Origin of the sequence: Trichocoleus desertorum AS-A10 (genome assembly GCF_039962155.1) — a bacterium.
Lineage (GTDB): Bacteria > Cyanobacteriota > Cyanobacteriia > FACHB-46 > FACHB-46 > Trichocoleus.
Map to the genome: position 1 here is coordinate 1 of NZ_JAMPKN010000035.1, position 16,211 is coordinate 16,211.

Here is a 16,211-nt window from a genome sequence, read left to right on the forward strand (position 1 = left end):
AAATGTTCTAGAAGGCTTGCAGCAGTTGATGGCATGGTCAGTTAGGAGTCTCTGGCTAAAACGCTCTAATCCAGTATCTCACCCACTCTCTTGCCCCAATTTAGATGCGTTTGCCCTGGGGATCGATAGCGGCGATCGCTCTGGCCATGCGGACCTCATGGGGTCCCACCACGGTGATATAGGGCTTACCCCTCTGGATCAGCACCTCTCTAAACCATTGGTGCATCTCTAAACGAATCGCTTCTCCCTCTCGAGTGCCGTCTTGGACAAAGTCAAAATCAGGCACGGTTAAGAGATACAAGTCATAATGGCGACTGTCGGCAATCTGTTCCACTGCTGGGGAGTAGGTTCCTCGGTAGCGGCGATGCCAAACGTGGGTCGCCAACGGATCCGTGTCACAAACCAGAAGTCGATTGGCCCGCAGCGCCAGATCTTCTTCCCAGGCCGCTTGTCCCTTGGCAATGTGTACAAACTCGTAGCTCTCCCATTGCTCTGCCTGGGGTGTATACCGTCGTCCTTCCCAATACCAGCGACCATACTCGGGCACCCAAACGGTTTGGTAATGCTGAGCTAACGCCTGCGCCAATGTGGTGGTGCCACTCGACTCCACGCCAAGGACACAGACTCGTTTGGCCAAGTAAGCTTTGGCAGGCGGGGTAAGCATCGGCCACTGAGTGGAGAGATCTTGGCGCAGTTGCGTGCCAGAAATGGGGAAGTGGCGGCGGGGTGGGTCGATCGCCACATGTCTAGCTCCCATACCGGCAGCCCAAGGTTCTCCGTACGCTTCTGAGGTAAAGGCGAGTTGGGGTTGCCTTCCTTGCAGCACTTCTAAGGCTCTCGCCGCCCAAGGTTCTGAAGCCTCGGGAATGTCTTCAGCGACCTCAATGACTTCTACATCAGGATGGAGCAGGCGAATCCAGTTGGCTCGCACTGCGGCTGGAATCGCTTGGGTGGGTTTAGACCCAATAAGCACGACCAAGTGATCGACCTGTGCCTTGGCCTGCTGAATCAGGTAATCATGGCCGCGATGGAAGGGATAGAACTTGCCGATGGTAATCCCCAGTTTCATGCTACTGCTCAGTGGCCTGCAATCGTTGTGCTTGCTCGAGGCGCTGGAAATTCCTCAGGCCACTGAAGGCCATGAAGCTAAAAACGCCGTAGAGCAGGCTTGTCAAATATAAGTTGCGGGAAGCATAAAGGGGCACATAAATCATATCCACCGTGATCCACAGATACCAGCTTTCCACATAGCGTCCCATGAGGTAGAGATGCGCCACCAGACTCATCACGGTGGTCAAGGCATCCCAGAAGGGCGCGGCTCCTCGGATGGCGATCAGGAAGGAGCGCAAGGCGACGATCGCGAGCCCAGCGGTTATCACCAACCCCTGGCTGGAGACATGCCCAATCGGCTTCTCCGTTTGATTCTGTCCTCCTCGCAACCAGATGTAAATGGCTTGGATGCTCGTGATGAAATAGAACCCTTGCAACCCCACCTCTGCATATAGCTGGGCTTGGTAGAACACGAGGCCATAAAGCGCAGTGCCCACGAGTCCAATCCACCAACCGATGGGTTTATTCTGGGCCAGCAACCAAACACTCCACGCATAGCTCACTGCCGCGATCGTCTCTATCCAGCTCAGCTCTACCGGAATCCAAGGTTGCAGGGGTAGCAGCAAAAGCACGAGACTGGCGATAACGCCCAGGCTATAGGAAAGTGCAGTGGATTGGGGCATTGCAGGATGAAGGAATTCTACCAATCGACAGTACCCGATTCTCGGCTAGGAAACGCCAAATAGAAGGGTTGATTTTCATCTTTTGCTTGTGGAAACCTTTACTCAAATCGCGCCGAATCTAGCTGCTAGTTACCTCATGCTGCTGGGTGCAGTTGCATTGCTCTTCCCCAAGACGATGGCTGCCTTTGCCGGCATTCAACCGGTGGCTCTGGTGGGTGTTTCTGAAATTCGTTCCACTTTGGGCAGCTTCCTTCTGGGTTTAGGAGCCACTTGCCTCTGGTTGCAGTCTGCGGATGCCTTTACAGTGTCGCTTCCTTGGCAGCCGCAGCCGTACGTTTGCTGTCGAGTCTGGCCGATCGCAGTGTCACAATTAAAAACATGGGTGGTGTGGTTGCCGAAGCCCTCCTGGATGGGCTGTTTCTTCTCAGTTGGGGCTGGAATGCTGAGCGTGTTAATCACTCAGTTGGGAAGCTAGCACGCCACACTCATGAGTCTTAGTCCAAGAGCTGCTGCTTGCGATCGCTCAGTTTTAGCCCTAGCGGATTTCCAAGCAAATTTCCACTAGGATTAAAAGCGGAAGGAGAGACAGGACGGCAAGCTCATCCCCATCAGATCGCCCTGAGGCCCTAAACACAGAGGTTTCACTCGAACTAAACAAGGTTAAATCCCCCTATCCGCTAGAATCAACAGGGTGGAAGTAAGACATCAATAGACATCCTGCATGAATCATAAGGGGTGTGCCAGTTCGTAGTTGAGTAAGCCAGCAATCAGGTTTATGCGCAAGCCAAACCGCCTTCTACGATTGCGATACCGACCTGAGAAAATGCGGAAGATCTTGAAACGACGAATCACGTGCTCGACTCTCACTCGCAATCGAGCTAAGGCCCGATTATGCTGCTTTTCCTCTTTAGCTAAAGGCTGCTGACGTCGCTTTTTGGTGGGGGTACAAGCCCCAGCATGACGTTTGGCAAATCCTTGGTATCCTCGGTCCGCTAAACACAACTGGGACGAGACAAACGGCAAGCGACTGCGCTTGAGCAACTTGAAGTCATGCGTCCTGCCCGTGTCTACAGCCGTACAAATGATTTGTCCGCTTTCCCACTCCACCACCAACTGCGCTTTTAGCGTGTGGCAGCGCTGCTCGCCACTGTAGTAGCGTCTTTGTTTTTTTGGGGACGTTCAATCTCTACCTCTCCGACATCGACCACCATCACCTTCCACTCCCAGCCAGGTTGGTACAACTGACGCTGACTCGGGAGACGAAACTTGCCACTCTTGATCAGCAGGTCTTCCACTTTTTTCACAATGCGTCCGACGGTGGTTTCATGCAATCCCCAACTCACCGCGATGTGAAATTGGCTGCGATACTCTCGCCAGTACGCCAAGGCCACTAGTACCTGGTCTTCGACACTCAGCTTCGCTTGTCCCCCTCGGCGACCTTGGCGATCTAGGGAGGGACGTACCACCTCGACCATCCCATGGAAAGCGCCACGGCTCACCCCGCACCAGCGCTTGAACTCTCGATTGGATAAATGCTCTAACTCCTGGTACTGCATCGCTGCTTTTGGAACTCATACTTATTCAAAATTTAGCGTCCTTTTCTTCCCTACGACCGCCCACTGGCACACCCTTTCCCATTCATGCAGGATGTCTAATGGATAACGACCTGTCAAAGTTGGGCTACGAGGAGTTTCTCAGGGAACTAAAAGAGCGCATCCGGAACGCTCAGGTCAGAGCCGCTCTCGCAGTCAACCGAGAGTTGATTCTCCTGTATTGGCAGATTGGCAAAGAGATTCTCTACCAACAACAGCAACAAGGTTGGGGAGCGAAAGTTATCAACCGGCTAGCCACGGATCTCCATAAAGCCTTCCCAGACATTAAAGGATTTTCAGCCCGTAACCTACTCTACATGCGGGCGTTGGCAGAGGCTTACCCAGATGAGCAAATTGTGCAACAGGTTGTTGCACTAATTCCTTGGGGACACAATGTGCGGATTTTGGATGCAGTGAAGACTGCCGAGGAACGGATGTGGTATATCCAACAAACGATTCAATATGGCTGGAGCCGCAACGTTTTAATCCATCAGATTGATAGCCAGCTCTACCGTCGCCAAGGCAATGCGATCACCAATTTCAACCGGGTACTCCCTGCTCCCCAGTCTGAACTAGCCCAGCAGCTTGTCAAAAGTCCTTACTCGTTCGACTTTCTAAGCCTAGGCAAAGAGGCACTGGAGCGAGAGCTGGAAACTGCTCTGATTCAACACATTCGCGAGTTTTTGCTGGAGTTGGGAGTTGGGTTTTCCTTTGTGGGTAGCCAGTACCCTCTGATTGTGGATGAGAAGGAATACAAAATCGACCTGTTGTTCTACCACTTTCGCCTGCACTGTTTTGTGGTGATTGACTTGAAGGTGGTGGAATTCGAGCCCGAGTTTTCCGGGAAGATGAATTTTTATGTTTCAGCTGTTGATGATCTGGTGCGAAGTCCTGAAGATAAACCCACAATCGGCATCATCCTTTGCCGCACCAAGAGCAAAACAGTGGCGGAGTATGCCTTGCGCGATGTTCATAAACCCATTGGAATTTCCACTTACCACATGGGCACACCCTTACCCGAAGAGTTTCAGAGCAGCTTGCCGACCATTGAAGATTTAGCAGAAGAACTCGAAGCGATCGCTGCTGAGGTCGAGCAAACTCTCGTCTCTCAGGAAATAGAGCAGCTTTCCTTGTTTGCAGACCCCGCCACGATTCAAAAAGATTGAATTAACTATCTACTCTCACAAATTCAAGTCGTAGGAGTAGATCAATGAGGACAACGCAACTTTTCAGGGTTAATTTGAAACTGAACGTTAGCAGTCTTTTTCTTACCAGGTAACTCCTGGGCTCCCAAAATGTAACCTTCTTGCTTCAACTCATCAACAGTACGCCAAAAGATCTGATTATTGCGCGAAAGGTTGCTTCCTAGGAGATCAAGATTTTTGAATAGATATTGCTTTGAGATGACTAGGTATTGACCATCCTGTGGGACGTCCCACTTCATCCGGCTAGCTAGGTAAACTAGCAACTTAGTCTTGTAGTCATTTTTTGCGTTGCTGCCTAACTTCTGAGTAATGTCAATATCGTTCGCAAACAACACATAGTCCCCAGTACGCCCTGGTCCATCAAAGAACTCCAGAGCTACCGTGTAAGCATCCGCTAACTCATAGGTATAGTCAGCCGCTTTCACCAGATCAAAATCCCGAGGGACATGATCAATCTCAAAATCTTTAATCCGCAAGATACTCTTGATCGTGACCTTGGCACCAATATTCTCTCCTTTACGGAGTGACTGGGCAAAAACTAGCTCAGTACGGTGTAGAGCAACCAAATCTCGGTTGAGTTGCGATCGCACCTTAGAAGCAAATCCACCATCCTTGGTGCGAGTGTAACCGAGGCTCTCCAGCAAGTCATTTGAGCGGAACGAAACGGTTGCTCCAGTCTGCTGACAGGCAGCCTCTTTATAAAGATAGAGGATAATCGCAACCTGACGTGGGTTGAGGAACGTCAGCAACGCCATAAATAAACGTTGAATTTTCCGGTCTTGAATTTTCTCTAGTCCTTTGCTGAGCCCTTGGTCAACACAGTCCCTCAAATCTAACTTGGCATACTGCGCTTTCAATTCCTCCCATTCCTCGGTTGAGAGATCGGCAAGGGGCATCCGGCGGATTACTTCCACTTCACTTAGATCAGAAGCATCCGGCTCCACTCGCATCTCAAGGTAGTAGCCCTCTGGATCAGAGCGAAGAATTGGCAGCTGCACATCTGGGTTGTGAATCGAAGCCCCTGCCCTCGGCAACACCATCAGAAGTTGCCCATCAATTGGAAAGGTTAGCGCTTCACTGTCACTCACTATCTATACCCTGAGCCTGAGCAAATTCTAGCAGCGATCGCGCTGGAATGCTGTGTTCTATGAGTTTAAAGCCTTTGACCTTATTGAAGAAACTGACTTTGAAACAACTATGTAAACTTAAGTAACAAAGCACCTGTAACTCCGGCGTACGTTTTTAGAGGATTTACCTGTAACTCCGGCGTATAGTTTTACCTGTAACTCCGGCGTATAGCTATCCGTTTACCTGTAACTCCGGCGTATAGTTTTGCCTGTAACTCCGGCGTATAGTTTTAGAGCATGCTAATTTTTTTTGTTTGCTGAGTCTGAGTTTGAATAATCAACCTGTAACTCCGGCGTATAGTTTTACCTGTAACTCCGGCGTATAGCTATCCGTTTACCTGTAACTCCGGCGTATAGTTTCACCTGTAACTCCGGCGTATAAGCCACCTGTAACTCCGGCGTATTCACATGTCAGAGTCAATTTCAGCATCTTGTGTTTTATAGTTTTCGATGTTTAATATGTTGCAGTCGAAGGGTAAAGCTTTCGACTTTGAGTAAGTCAAGATAAAAGCTTGAGCTTTCAACCAATAACGTTTGAGCAGTTAGTTTGATTCACTCTAACGAAAGGTTTTTCTCTAAACCTTTTGGGCTACCTTCAGATCTATTGGTTGCACTACCCTTCGGATCTGCTGATTGCATGTTGACGTATGTAACAGGGAGGAGAGGCAAGCAAAAAGAAACCCTCCAGAACAGTTTTGGAGGGCAGTGGTTTTATTGAATTGAAACTTGTTATGGACTCTAACTTGTCCGCCAGCCAAGCACCAAGTTAAAGAGTCCAAGAGATAACTACAGGAGAAGCCATGTAGTTGAGATTATGTTTTCAATAAGCATAATCTACTTTATCTTGCTTAATTTTAGGGTTGTTTTGGCAGATATGGCAAGACTTCTGCAAACATCTCTAGCTGCTGCATGGGAACTTCTCCCTCAAGCCATCAAAGGTAGGGAGATCAATAATGTTTACTCTGGGTACAAAAGTTGCTTTCAAGGGCTCTGCTGCAAAAAGAAGCAATGTGAACCCCCTTATAAGACAAGAACATAGTTCTCCGGTAGAGTTTGCTCAGCAAATTCAGCAAGAATTTGTAAAAGGTAGCGCGATCGCGCCCTGCCTGTACCACGTTGCAACCCGATTGGTTGGCGATACTGAATCGCTCCCGGGTGGTGAGGTCGCCTATCCCATTCACGAAGCGTTGAATTGGCATGTGACCCGCTTTGGGTATCAAGCCCGTACCAATTTGTATGCAGTGCTACTCATCAATGAAGATGGTTCTTGCTGGCAGGCAAAACTGAGTCATCCCCGGCAGAATAGCAAAGGCAAAACTCAGAAATACGAAACCCCTGTCGGCAATGGTTCCCGTGCCTATCTCCCCCCAGTCCCACCTGAAATTCGACAGTTAATCGGTCGTCGCTATGGCGTAGAAATCCCTCTGTCTGGCTCCTTCTGGGATTGGCTCAAGGCCCACCCTGAAATTCCCATGGTCCACACTGAAGGTGGTAAAAAGGCGCTCTCTCTACTCAGTCAGGGTTTCGTGCCCTTGGCGTTCTACGGGGTCAACGGCGGCTATCAAAAGTTACTCGATGGCACTCGACGGTTAATTCCCGATGCTGCCAGATTTGCGACTAACGATCGCCGCTTTGTTCTGGCGTTTGACCAGGATGAAAAGGAAGCCACTCAACGACGAGTGTCCGTGGCACTCTATCGCTTGGGAGGATTGCTAGGTCAAGCAGGCAACTTAGTCAGTGTCGCAACGTGGAAAGCGCCTCAAGGCAAAGGTGTCGATGATTTGATCGTGCGCTGTGGCGCTGCCGCTTGGCAAAGCGCTTATGACCAGGCACTGCCTTTGCAACACTGGCTGATTTGGCAACGCCTAGAGCATCGGCTGACCTACCCTGCCTTTGTGCAAGTCACCACTGCTGACCTGTCTACTCTGGTCCTCAACCATCTTCCTGACAGCGGCATTGTGGCGATCGCGAGTGCCAAAGGCACCGGGAAGACCAAGCAAATTCAGGCGCTACTCCAAGATTCTGAAAAAGCGATCGCCGGAGGACACCGCATCGCGCTGATGCGCAACCTCTCCGCCCGCTTAGGACTGGACTACAAAGGGGATCTCGATAAGGTCAAGGGAGAGTTTATCACTGGAGCTGGTTATACCCTGCGCGTCGGGCTGTGTGTAGACTCTTTACTCAGCATTGATCCCAATAAGTTTAGTGAATGTGACCTGATCCTCGATGAAGTGGTGCAGGTCATCCGCCACCTGCTGACGAGTTCAACCTGTGCCAAGGATGGCAAACGTCCGGTGCTGCTATCCCGCTTGCGCGAACTGATCCGAGTGGCTCGTCGCGTCATTGTAGCTGACGCTGATCTCGACAACGCGACTCTGCATTACCTGAAAGAGTTGCGAGGCGATGACAGTCCCATTTTCTTAATCCGTAACGCCTATCGGCCCGCAGGCTACCCCGTGCGCTTTATTCGCTCGCCTGACCGCAGCGCCATTATGGGAGAGCTGCTGGCAGAGATGCAATCCTTGGCACCCGGCAAAGTGCTCTTCATCGCCACTGATAGCAAGGGGATGAGTAAGGCGATCGCCCGTCTGATTGCCAAAGAAGCTCCTCACAAGCGCATGTTACTGGTCAACTCTGAAACTAGTGGTGGAGAATGCGAACGAGAGTTTATCCAAACTCCCGATGTCGTCCTTTATCGAAGCGAATACGACATTATTATCTGTTCCCCTTCGGTTGCAACTGGAGTCAGCATCGAGGCTCAAGGCATCATCACCAAGGTCTATGGCATTTTTATTGGAACCTCCAGCACCGACGCAGATATGGCACAAGCCTTGGGTCGAGTTCGGGAACCGGTGGAGCGCCTCGTCTGGTGTGCCCAGCGAGGTAGCAACTTCTCGAAGGTGAGCCGCTCTGCCAATGTCCTGGAGCTCAAAGACCATCTTCAGCAACGCACCACGGCCACCATTCAACTGATTCGCTCCAGCTTAAAAGAAGATGTTACCGGGGAAATCAGTCGCTACGACTGGCAGAGTGATCCCCATCTCAACCTGTTTTGCCATATTGCTGCTGAACAGAACTTCGCCATGTATCACTTGAGGGATGCCCTACTAGTGCGGCTTCGATTTGAAGGCAATCAAGTCACCGTCGAAGACCGGGAAAACAACTCAGCAATAAAAGCGCTGCTGACGATCGCTCGGCAGGAACAGCAGGAAGTAGATGCACAAGCGATGTTAAATGCAGAAGAGCTGACGTTCAGCGAAATTCTCATGTTGGAACAAAGGGAGGGGCTAGGGCGAGAAGAATCGTTAGCGGTCGCTAAGTTTTACTTCAAAGAGTTCTACTGCCTTGATCACCTCACCTTGGAAGATGTGCTGTGGGATAAAGAGGGTAGACGACGCGGCGAACTGCTCAACCTGGAGATGCAACTGTTTCCAGAAGTGGCGAGCGATCGCAGTGCTAAAGCATTGGAGAAGCAGGCGACCTGGAACCAGGGGTATTGCCCTTGGGATATTTCTGGCTCCGAACTGCGGCGTTGGCTGCGCTCAAACATTGGCATGGATGAACTCATTGCCAAGATGCGCTCTGGTTGGCAGTGGTGCAAGTACGACTTGAAACCCTACGCTGATCGCGCCCGAGCACTGACAGCGCCAATCAAAGTCGCACTTCACTACACCATTACCAGCGCGATGAGTGACACTCAGATCATTCACCAGCTCTTCTCCCAAATGGGCATTAAGTTAAGCATGCACTGGTCTCGCTCCCATCCCGGCTACGAGGGGGAGAAACTCAGGGTGTACAGTCTGGATCTGGCTCATTGGCAGCAGGTGTGGGGGATTCTGCAACGGCGACAGGAGAAACGGCAGCAACTTCAGCAGCGTTTAGAGATAGAGCCAGAGGTTGGATCACCTGCCCGTTTTAAGATTGGATCTCCTGCGGGTGATCCAGGCGCAGAGCCTACGACTGAATCAGATTCCTGGCTTAATGAAGCGGTTTCAAGTGATATGAGGGAGAGCTTAGAAGCCTGTGGAACCGACTCTAGAGGATCGGAAGTTCAAAACTAGCCCTTCCGGGAAGTGGTCATTACTCATTAGCTCTCTCCTTTGGTGGTGCTGGCACTACAATCAATTTCCCCGTTGCCAAATTAGGCTAACCAGCCTGCGTCCCAAGCTTCCCCATCCATACAGTCGTACTGTTTAGCGAGTACGTTCTCATCCCTCCTGGACCGGCAGTGGGGCAATTGGATTACATAGGTGATTGATTCGCGATCAAAGCGATCTCGCCTCCGACTGATTGGAGCTGAGCTATCCGGTAACAGAAAGCGCTAACGGATCTGGAGTCAATCAAAGGAATCTCATTCCATAAAGTGAATTGCTCAGGTGGGAGGCAACTGCGTCAGAAGTGTGGCAACAATCAAACACAGAAGCGGCTGAAGGCAGATTGCTCACCTATTGAGGCCAGAGGTGCGTCAAAGCTACAGCGCGGCAATTTTGCCACAACGACTACGGTGTGGATCGGAGCAATACGGCAAGGGCGCGGCATCACGTGACAAGGGTGTGGCAAGAAGGCGTTAGGTATGGTGCAAAAGCAAGTTGCTGCGGTCGCGTCTTTGAACAACAATCCCAACCAAGGTGAGACATCAGCAATGTTGGACCTACGAGTCATGGACTGGGGAAATTCAGAGCATTGACTAAATGAAGACGGATGGAAAGCGATCGCCCTGCGGATAAAACTGGAAATTGTGTTTGCCAATGGAGGAGTATTTGTAGACCCTATAACCTCAGTTTTAGGGTTCAAGCGGTCAACACTCAACAGGGAGACGGGTCAGCAGGCAGCAGTCATAGGGTGCTCTTGTAGGGGGAAAAGGTGTTAATGGAGCGAGCGTTCATGAATTCTGGTCGCTTGTGGGTTAGCGGCAAGCACCCCAAAGGCGGCGAGTGGATTGGGACCCCAAAGATCTGATGTAATTGCTCAACTAGGTTGACCTAAGCAGACCTTTGACAGAAGATGATAAGCTTTTGCCATGAAGGAACTGCCCCCTCTAGATGGACTGAGCCACGCAGAAAAGGATCCCCTGATTCAAGGGCTGTGACAGGAGTTGCAAGCGTTGCGCTCAGAGGTCGAAAAGCTGAAGCAAAAACGGGTCAAGAAAACTTCCTATAATTCAAGTTTGCCTCCCTCTCAGGGCTTTAAGCCAAATCAAAGCAGTTCTCAGTCAACTTCCCTTCATTGTGAGGAAACGGGGAGTCACCGTAACGGTGGGCGAGAATTGAGCCAACAGCCGGATCAAGTCGTCGTTGCTCAAGCCAAGAGCTGTCCCCACTGTGGGGTCGAAGTGGATCTATCAACGCAGCGCTTGAGCGGGATTTACGAACGGATTGAATTGCCGCCGATGACTCCTCACATCACACGAGTGGAACGTTACGGCGGGATTTGTCAGGGTTGTCAGCAGGCGTATGAAGCGCCTGTTCCAGTCGGTTTGGAGCCAGGGTCTCCCTTTGGCACCAGTGTCGCAAGTTTAGTGACTTATCTCCGTTACAGCCATGCCATCAGCTATCAACGGCTGAGCCAGCTGATGAGTGACCTTTACGGTCTCAGCCTGTCCGAAGGAGCGATTGCCAATCTCCTGCAACGGGTGCGGGCTCAGCTAGAAAACCCGGTGGCCAAGATTGTCGAACGTTTACGCAGTGCTCGTGTGGTCGGCAGTGATGAGACGGGGGCACGAGTGAAGGGGACCAACCAATGGGAATGGGTGTTTCAGAACGCTCAGGTGTGTTTGCATGTGATTCGTCCCAGTCGTGGCAAAACGGTCATTGATACCGTGATGGCTGGGCATCAACCGCAGGTTTGGGTGTCTGATTTATTCAGTGCCCAAGCCGCCCATCCGGCGCACGACTGGCAAGTGTGTCTAGCCCATCAACTGCGCGATTGTCAGTATGCCATGAATGCGGGCGATGAGTTGTTTGCGCCCCGAATGAAATGGCTGCTCCTCAAAGCCATTGCCCTGCAACGGCGACGACACACCCTGGCTCCCTCAACCGTTCAGCAGTATTGCGCTCGATTTCGCGGCTTACTGCGGGAGATCTTGAATCTGAACCCAAAATCGGTTGAGGGACAGCGGTTGCTCAAACGGTACCAAAAGATTCGAGCTCATCTGTTGCTGTTTTTGACGGATGAGACAATCCCGCCGACTAACAATGCCAGTGAGCAGGCGTTGCGCTGGAGCATCGTCTTTCGCAAGGTGACGAACGGATTCCGCTCGGACGAGAGTGTAAATTTCCTTATGTCTAATTAAGCAAATTTGACGGCAAATCAAAGGTTCTAGCTTTGGTTTACACAAAAATCCTGACACTCCCGCTCGGACTGGGGAGCGGAGTTATTCGCTCAGGTTCGTTCGCTTGTCAACACTGCAAAGCGTCAGGGCGTTTCTGCCTTTGATGCCATTTCCCGTGCCCTTACCTCTCATCAGACAGATTGGCTACTGGGTTGAGCAATTACGATCTGATTAATGGGGAGGAGGTGCGATCGCGACAGGGCTGAACTAAGCTGCCAGCAGCTCTAGAATAAACTTGTGAAGGATTCCGTTGGTACTTTTGTGCTACTTATACCACCCCGTACGGCATTGCTAGGGGTTTTTTAATTCACACAAACTGCATCAAGAGTGCGTCAGAAGTGCGTCAAAGTTGAGCTGCGACGAAAATTGTTGCAATGGTTATGGGGTAGATCTACTCAGTGTCGCAGTCACGCGACCGTCACGCGACGAGAGGCGTTAGGTATGGCGCAAAAACAGATTGTTGTTGTCGCGTTTTTAGGAGGCGATCGCTTTACAAGATGCGGTAGTAACACCATAATCCGCAGATTGTGCCAGAAGGTGCCGAAGGGTGCTCTCTGTGATAGATTGCGACTCTCGGTTCCCCTCTCAACGTGACAACCTGTGTCAGTACGTGGCATTGGATGTCAATCGGTGATGTCTTGTGCAAAGGTGTGCTCGAGCGAATGGGCGATCGCATGGAGGTATAAGGCGGTGGACTTGCGACTTGGGTCAAATGGAGGTGGGAACTAAAGTAGCGTGAGTTCTGGTTAAGAGACATGGGGTAAAGCGAACTCTAACCACAACACAGGTTTCTTCCGCTTCCGGAGTCTATGGCTCAGCAATTGCTGAGCCATAGACTCCGGAAGGTTTGGCAGAACTCATCGACGGCACAGAACCGTTCTTCTAAGCTGAATATAGGTGGGGGCTGCTAAATTTTTTGGTACTGTTCAGTCCCCTTGTCCCCACCCTTTCTTATCCAGGACTCACGTTTGCTTAGATTTACACATCACGAACTAGGAGTCATGAATCAAGCGGGCTTTTCATGCCTCGTCCGCCTCAATTTAGAACGTGGGTGTAAATCAAGCTTCAGATAGGGAAAGATGGTATTTCAAGCTCATCTGTTAGTGTTAGATATTGAACTTAAAAGTCGAGGGATATATGGCAAGCTTTGCGGAGTTGCCAAAAAATCTTCCTGTCCCAGTTAATGATGGTGGATGTAACCATTTATTGGGAGAATTATTGCCGTCCATCAACTTACTTTCAACTCAGAGTAGAAGTCTTGATTTATCCAGAATCTCAGGTCGTCTCGTAATATACTGCTACCCAATGACGGGACAGCCTGAAAATCCGCTACCTGATGCATGGAATTTAATTCCTGGTGCAAGAGGATGTACTCCACAATCGTGCGCTTTTCGAGACCATCACCAAGAGTTGAGGAGTTTGGGGGTGCAAGTTTTCGGACTAAGTACACAAAGCACTGAGTATCAGAGGGAAGCAGCAGAGCGCCTGCATTTACCTTTTGAACTTTTGAGCGACTGGGAGCTGAGTTTTTCTCAAGCCTTGAAGTTGCCCATGTTTAAGTTTGAGGGAAAACAACTGATCAAACGGGTTACATTTATCGCAAATTCTGGGCGGATTGTCAAAGTCTTCTATCCAGTTTTTCCACCTGATAAGAATGCAGCTGATGTGATCAATTGGTTACGAAATGATGCTGCATAGCAAAGCCATGCACACCGACCGCCAAGGGACGATCTATTGAAGGTCGAGGTGATCTACGGTAGGTGATGAGAACCGTTATACCGCAAGCCGCTAGCTATGTCTTGTCGCATCTTTCTTTACAAACAGAAGAATCTCGCAACGCTTACTTAGTGAGCAATTGAGCGATCGCCCCCTTACCCCCTCTTCCCAAGTCCGATCGCTAGGCACATCTAATTCAAAATCTGAAATTTTTGGAATATCAAAGCTTTGCCTAGGTTTTGTGCTGCCAGTGCGAACGCTAACTTTCAACATAATGCGAAAGAGTTTCTGCTCAGTCAGTCACAACTGAGGTTATCGGAGCCATTTCTGAAGGGCGTGATATTCGATATTGGCTATTGAAGGATGCATAGACTTATTTATAGTGAGTGGCTAAACTTTAAGCTGATTGTCTTATTGGGAGCACTTTCCAGGTTAGGGTTGGCTTACATGACCTTGATGGCAATTGTTGGAGCGGTGGCAGGGCTAAGTTTTGCCCTCTTGCTCGGCTTTGTGGTCTATCGTTTGGGAAGCTCTAGGAACGATGATGAAGCCAATTTGATTCTCTCCTGTACGCTAGGGGGTTGGCTTATTACCCTCTTACCGCTGGTCTTAGTAGCGATCGCTGCAGTGACATGCAACCAAGAGCCAGAGAATTGTAGTTATCCCGTTTTATCCTCTATCGCTGGCTGGGCCGTTTTAGCGGTTGGGACTGTACCATTCTTAGGGTCGATCCTAGGAGCAGTGACATATTGGCGATCGCTGAGAAGGCGGGAGTAGACAAAGTGAAAATTGCTTGTAAACTGCGGTGCCCAGGAATCTTCTGAATCACCTAAAGGGGTATTCCTGCACTGTTCATCTGGGTAAAAGTCGTTCGTTTCAAACTGTGAGTGCTAACTCCTACTAGCCCCAAGCGATCGCTTTCTCCAAGCAGTTGCTAGTCGTAAAAAGCTGAAGGGATAATGCTAATCTTTGTCGCGCTCCTCTTCAGCTTTTTCTGGGACCCGCTTTGGCACTTCTTTCTCAGCTGCTTGCTGCTCTTTTGCCTGTTTTTTCTTCGGACCTCGCTTTTGCTTCTTGACTCCTTGATGGGGCCGCTTGTTTAGTTTCCCTTGCCTCTCAGCTTTGTCAGGAGATAGGTAAGCTGGGGTAGAAGTAGGTACTGACTGAGTTGTAGGGAAACTGTCAGAACTGAGTACTCAAATTGAGGGTAGAAGCCCCTGCCTGATAAACTAGCTTCTGCCCTCAACTTCCGTTTAGTCAGCCTTCGATGAATTGTCCTCACTGCAGCTCGGCTCACACCACTCGATTGCAACGCACTACTGATTTAGGTTACGCGATGTATCGCTGCAAGGCGTGCTATCGCACCTGCAATGAACGCACCGGTACCCCTTTCAATTTCATTGAAGTGCCCACTGATAACGTGTTCCAAGTGCTGGTGTGTCGGTTCCGTTACAAGCTGAGCTTTCGAGACATTGCTGAATTCTTCCTGCTGCGGGGATTTGAGTTCACCCATGAAACAGTACGGGATTGGGAAGAGCGCTTTGCTTCCATCTTTGCCCAGCAGTTGCGTGCCAAACGCAAAGGCAAAGTGGGCAAGATTTGGTTTGTGGACGAGACGTACATCCGAGTCAAAGGGAGATGGTGCTATCTGTATCGAGGGATTGATGAGAATGGAAACTTGGTGGATGTGAGGAAGAGCGAGAAGCGAGACATGGCAGCGGCAAAAGCGTTTTTTGCTGGGGCACATGAGGTGGCGGAACAATCACCGCAACGAATGGTGACAGATGGGCTGAGTTCGTATCCCAGAGCCATTGATGAAGAATTGGGAACGGATATTGAGCATGAAGTGAGGGGTTGTTTGGGAAATCCGATTGAACAGAGTCATCGAGGGATCAAGCAATGTTACTATCCAATGGTTGTGTTTGGAGCGATTGAAAGTGCGAAACGATTTTGTCAAGCATTTGATGAAGTGCAGCAATTTTTGCGCCCCAAAGCAAGAATGGCAGACTTGGTGTCTCTATCGAAGCAACGGGAACAATTTGTTGAACGAGTGAATGAATTGAAAGATTTATTTCAAGCCATCTAATCGCAAATGGGAAAGAGGAAGCTTCTGATGATAAGAGGTGATGAAAAAAGCGGTGATCTGAGTACCCAGATCTGACAGTTTCTGCGCCGTTGGGGACGGCTATCTTGCAGTCGCTGCTGCTTATCCTCAGATAGGATTTGGAATTGTCGCATCAGCTTGCGCCGTTGGGGACGGCTATCTTGCAGAGCTTCATACAAGCTTGACCACTGCTGTCGAAACAAAGGGCTACAACTGAGTTCAGCAAAGCTTGTGACGCTGGGACTACTCAAGACTGCATCCCCCAGTTCAAACATCGCGTCATGGGATCGTCCTAAACACTGGTAGGCAGTTTGACGAAATGCCTTCAATTTGTCAGCATTCATATCGGCATCTGAGAATTGGTAGTGCTTTTCTCAGAATGCCAGAAGCAGTCAGTTTATTG

The 16,211-nt window shown here is 50.1% G+C and carries 15 protein-coding genes; 7 read left to right on the forward strand and 8 right to left on the reverse strand.

The window, feature by feature from the left end:
- Positions 1–100 precede the first annotated feature (100 nt).
- A complete protein-coding gene (locus tag NDA01_RS25115) occupies positions 101–1,069 on the reverse strand; it encodes an AAA family ATPase (RefSeq protein WP_348230140.1) in 969 nt (322 codons plus the stop codon).
- Between the two features lies 1 nt (position 1,070).
- Positions 1,071–1,733 (reverse strand): nicotinamide riboside transporter PnuC, encoded by a 663-nt coding sequence (gene pnuC / locus NDA01_RS25120; RefSeq protein ID WP_348230141.1) that lies wholly within the window; start codon positions 1,731–1,733, stop codon positions 1,071–1,073.
- Between the two features lie 88 nt (positions 1,734–1,821).
- On the opposite strand from pnuC, the gene NDA01_RS25125 reads away from it, so the two are divergent.
- Complete coding sequence (locus tag NDA01_RS25125; RefSeq protein ID WP_348230142.1) at positions 1,822–2,208, forward strand: hypothetical protein; 387 nt, start codon at positions 1,822–1,824, stop codon at positions 2,206–2,208.
- A 251-nt stretch (positions 2,209–2,459) separates the two neighbouring features.
- Here NDA01_RS25125 and NDA01_RS25130 read toward each other — a convergent pair whose 3' ends face one another.
- Together NDA01_RS25130 and NDA01_RS25135 are read right to left on the reverse strand one after the other, a co-directional pair.
- Complete coding sequence (locus NDA01_RS25130) at positions 2,460–2,846, reverse strand: transposase family protein (protein WP_348230143.1); 387 nt, start codon at positions 2,844–2,846, stop codon at positions 2,460–2,462.
- Between the two features lie 8 nt (positions 2,847–2,854).
- Entirely contained in the window at positions 2,855–3,289 is a 435-nt protein-coding gene (locus NDA01_RS25135; RefSeq protein WP_242024253.1) for a transposase family protein, read from the reverse strand.
- A gap of 98 nt (positions 3,290–3,387) precedes the next feature.
- Here NDA01_RS25135 and NDA01_RS25140 point away from each other — a divergent pair, with 98 nt between their 5' ends.
- Positions 3,388–4,491 (forward strand): PDDEXK nuclease domain-containing protein, encoded by a 1,104-nt coding sequence (locus tag NDA01_RS25140; RefSeq protein ID WP_190552822.1) that lies wholly within the window; start codon positions 3,388–3,390, stop codon positions 4,489–4,491.
- Positions 4,492–4,532: 41 nt separating this feature from the next.
- Here NDA01_RS25140 and NDA01_RS25145 read toward each other — a convergent pair whose 3' ends face one another.
- Complete coding sequence (locus NDA01_RS25145; protein ID WP_370588006.1) at positions 4,533–5,618, reverse strand: hypothetical protein; 1,086 nt, start codon at positions 5,616–5,618, stop codon at positions 4,533–4,535.
- 1,049 nt (positions 5,619–6,667) lie between these two features.
- On the opposite strand from NDA01_RS25145, the gene NDA01_RS25150 reads away from it, so the two are divergent.
- Positions 6,668–9,718: a plasmid replication protein, CyRepA1 family gene (locus NDA01_RS25150; protein ID WP_348230144.1), complete on the forward strand. Its 3,051-nt coding sequence runs from the start codon at positions 6,668–6,670 to the stop codon at positions 9,716–9,718.
- 349 nt (positions 9,719–10,067) lie between these two features.
- Here NDA01_RS25150 and NDA01_RS25155 read toward each other — a convergent pair whose 3' ends face one another.
- Positions 10,068–10,319 carry a hypothetical protein gene (locus tag NDA01_RS25155; RefSeq protein ID WP_190552820.1) on the reverse strand — a complete coding sequence of 84 codons (252 nt, stop codon included), beginning with the start codon at positions 10,317–10,319 and terminating at the stop codon, positions 10,068–10,070.
- A gap of 442 nt (positions 10,320–10,761) precedes the next feature.
- On the opposite strand from NDA01_RS25155, the gene tnpC reads away from it, so the two are divergent.
- On the forward strand, positions 10,762–11,949 hold the full coding sequence (gene tnpC, locus NDA01_RS25160) for an IS66 family transposase (protein WP_348230145.1): 1,188 nt from the start codon (positions 10,762–10,764) through the stop codon (positions 11,947–11,949).
- Positions 11,950–12,395: 446 nt separating this feature from the next.
- Here the strand turns inward: tnpC and NDA01_RS25165 are convergent, their stop codons facing one another.
- Positions 12,396–12,605, reverse strand: a complete 210-nt coding sequence (locus tag NDA01_RS25165) for a hypothetical protein (protein ID WP_348230146.1) — start codon at positions 12,603–12,605, stop codon at positions 12,396–12,398.
- A 520-nt stretch (positions 12,606–13,125) separates the two neighbouring features.
- Between NDA01_RS25165 and NDA01_RS25170 the strand changes: the two genes are divergently transcribed.
- The 3 genes from NDA01_RS25170 (at position 13,126) to NDA01_RS25180 (ending at position 15,790) form a co-directional block, all read left to right on the forward strand.
- Positions 13,126–13,686: a peroxiredoxin gene (locus NDA01_RS25170; protein WP_190552818.1), complete on the forward strand. Its 561-nt coding sequence runs from the start codon at positions 13,126–13,128 to the stop codon at positions 13,684–13,686.
- A gap of 381 nt (positions 13,687–14,067) precedes the next feature.
- On the forward strand, positions 14,068–14,481 hold the full coding sequence (locus tag NDA01_RS25175) for a hypothetical protein (RefSeq protein ID WP_348230147.1): 414 nt from the start codon (positions 14,068–14,070) through the stop codon (positions 14,479–14,481).
- A 490-nt stretch (positions 14,482–14,971) separates the two neighbouring features.
- Positions 14,972–15,790 (forward strand): IS6 family transposase, encoded by an 819-nt coding sequence (locus NDA01_RS25180; protein WP_348230148.1) that lies wholly within the window; start codon positions 14,972–14,974, stop codon positions 15,788–15,790.
- Here the strand turns inward: NDA01_RS25180 and NDA01_RS25185 are convergent.
- Positions 15,787–16,152, reverse strand: coding sequence for a hypothetical protein (locus NDA01_RS25185; RefSeq protein ID WP_348230149.1), 366 nt, complete (start codon positions 16,150–16,152; stop codon positions 15,787–15,789). The genes NDA01_RS25180 and NDA01_RS25185 overlap by 4 nt on opposite strands.
- Positions 16,153–16,211 lie beyond the last annotated feature (59 nt).

What these genes read in the sequence shown, in the direction of transcription:
- NDA01_RS25140 (WP_190552822.1), top strand. Translation starts at nt 3,388, where the DNA reads ATGGATAACGACCTGTCAAAGTTGGGCTACGAGGAGTTTCTCAGGGAA.
- NDA01_RS25170 (WP_190552818.1), top strand. Translation starts at nt 13,126, where the DNA reads ATGGCAAGCTTTGCGGAGTTGCCAAAAAATCTTCCTGTCCCAGTTAAT.
- NDA01_RS25135 (WP_242024253.1), bottom strand. Translation starts at nt 3,289, where the DNA reads ATGCAGTACCAGGAGTTAGAGCATTTATCCAATCGAGAGTTCAAGCGC.
- NDA01_RS25175 (WP_348230147.1), top strand. Translation starts at nt 14,068, where the DNA reads ATGCATAGACTTATTTATAGTGAGTGGCTAAACTTTAAGCTGATTGTC.
- NDA01_RS25155 (WP_190552820.1), bottom strand. Translation starts at nt 10,319, where the DNA reads ATGACTCGTAGGTCCAACATTGCTGATGTCTCACCTTGGTTGGGATTG.
- NDA01_RS25180 (WP_348230148.1), top strand. Translation starts at nt 14,972, where the DNA reads ATGAATTGTCCTCACTGCAGCTCGGCTCACACCACTCGATTGCAACGC.
- NDA01_RS25115 (WP_348230140.1), bottom strand. Translation starts at nt 1,069, where the DNA reads ATGAAACTGGGGATTACCATCGGCAAGTTCTATCCCTTCCATCGCGGC.
- pnuC (WP_348230141.1), bottom strand. Translation starts at nt 1,733, where the DNA reads ATGCCCCAATCCACTGCACTTTCCTATAGCCTGGGCGTTATCGCCAGT.
- NDA01_RS25185 (WP_348230149.1), bottom strand. Translation starts at nt 16,152, where the DNA reads ATGAATGCTGACAAATTGAAGGCATTTCGTCAAACTGCCTACCAGTGT.
- NDA01_RS25165 (WP_348230146.1), bottom strand. Translation starts at nt 12,605, where the DNA reads ATGCCACGTACTGACACAGGTTGTCACGTTGAGAGGGGAACCGAGAGT.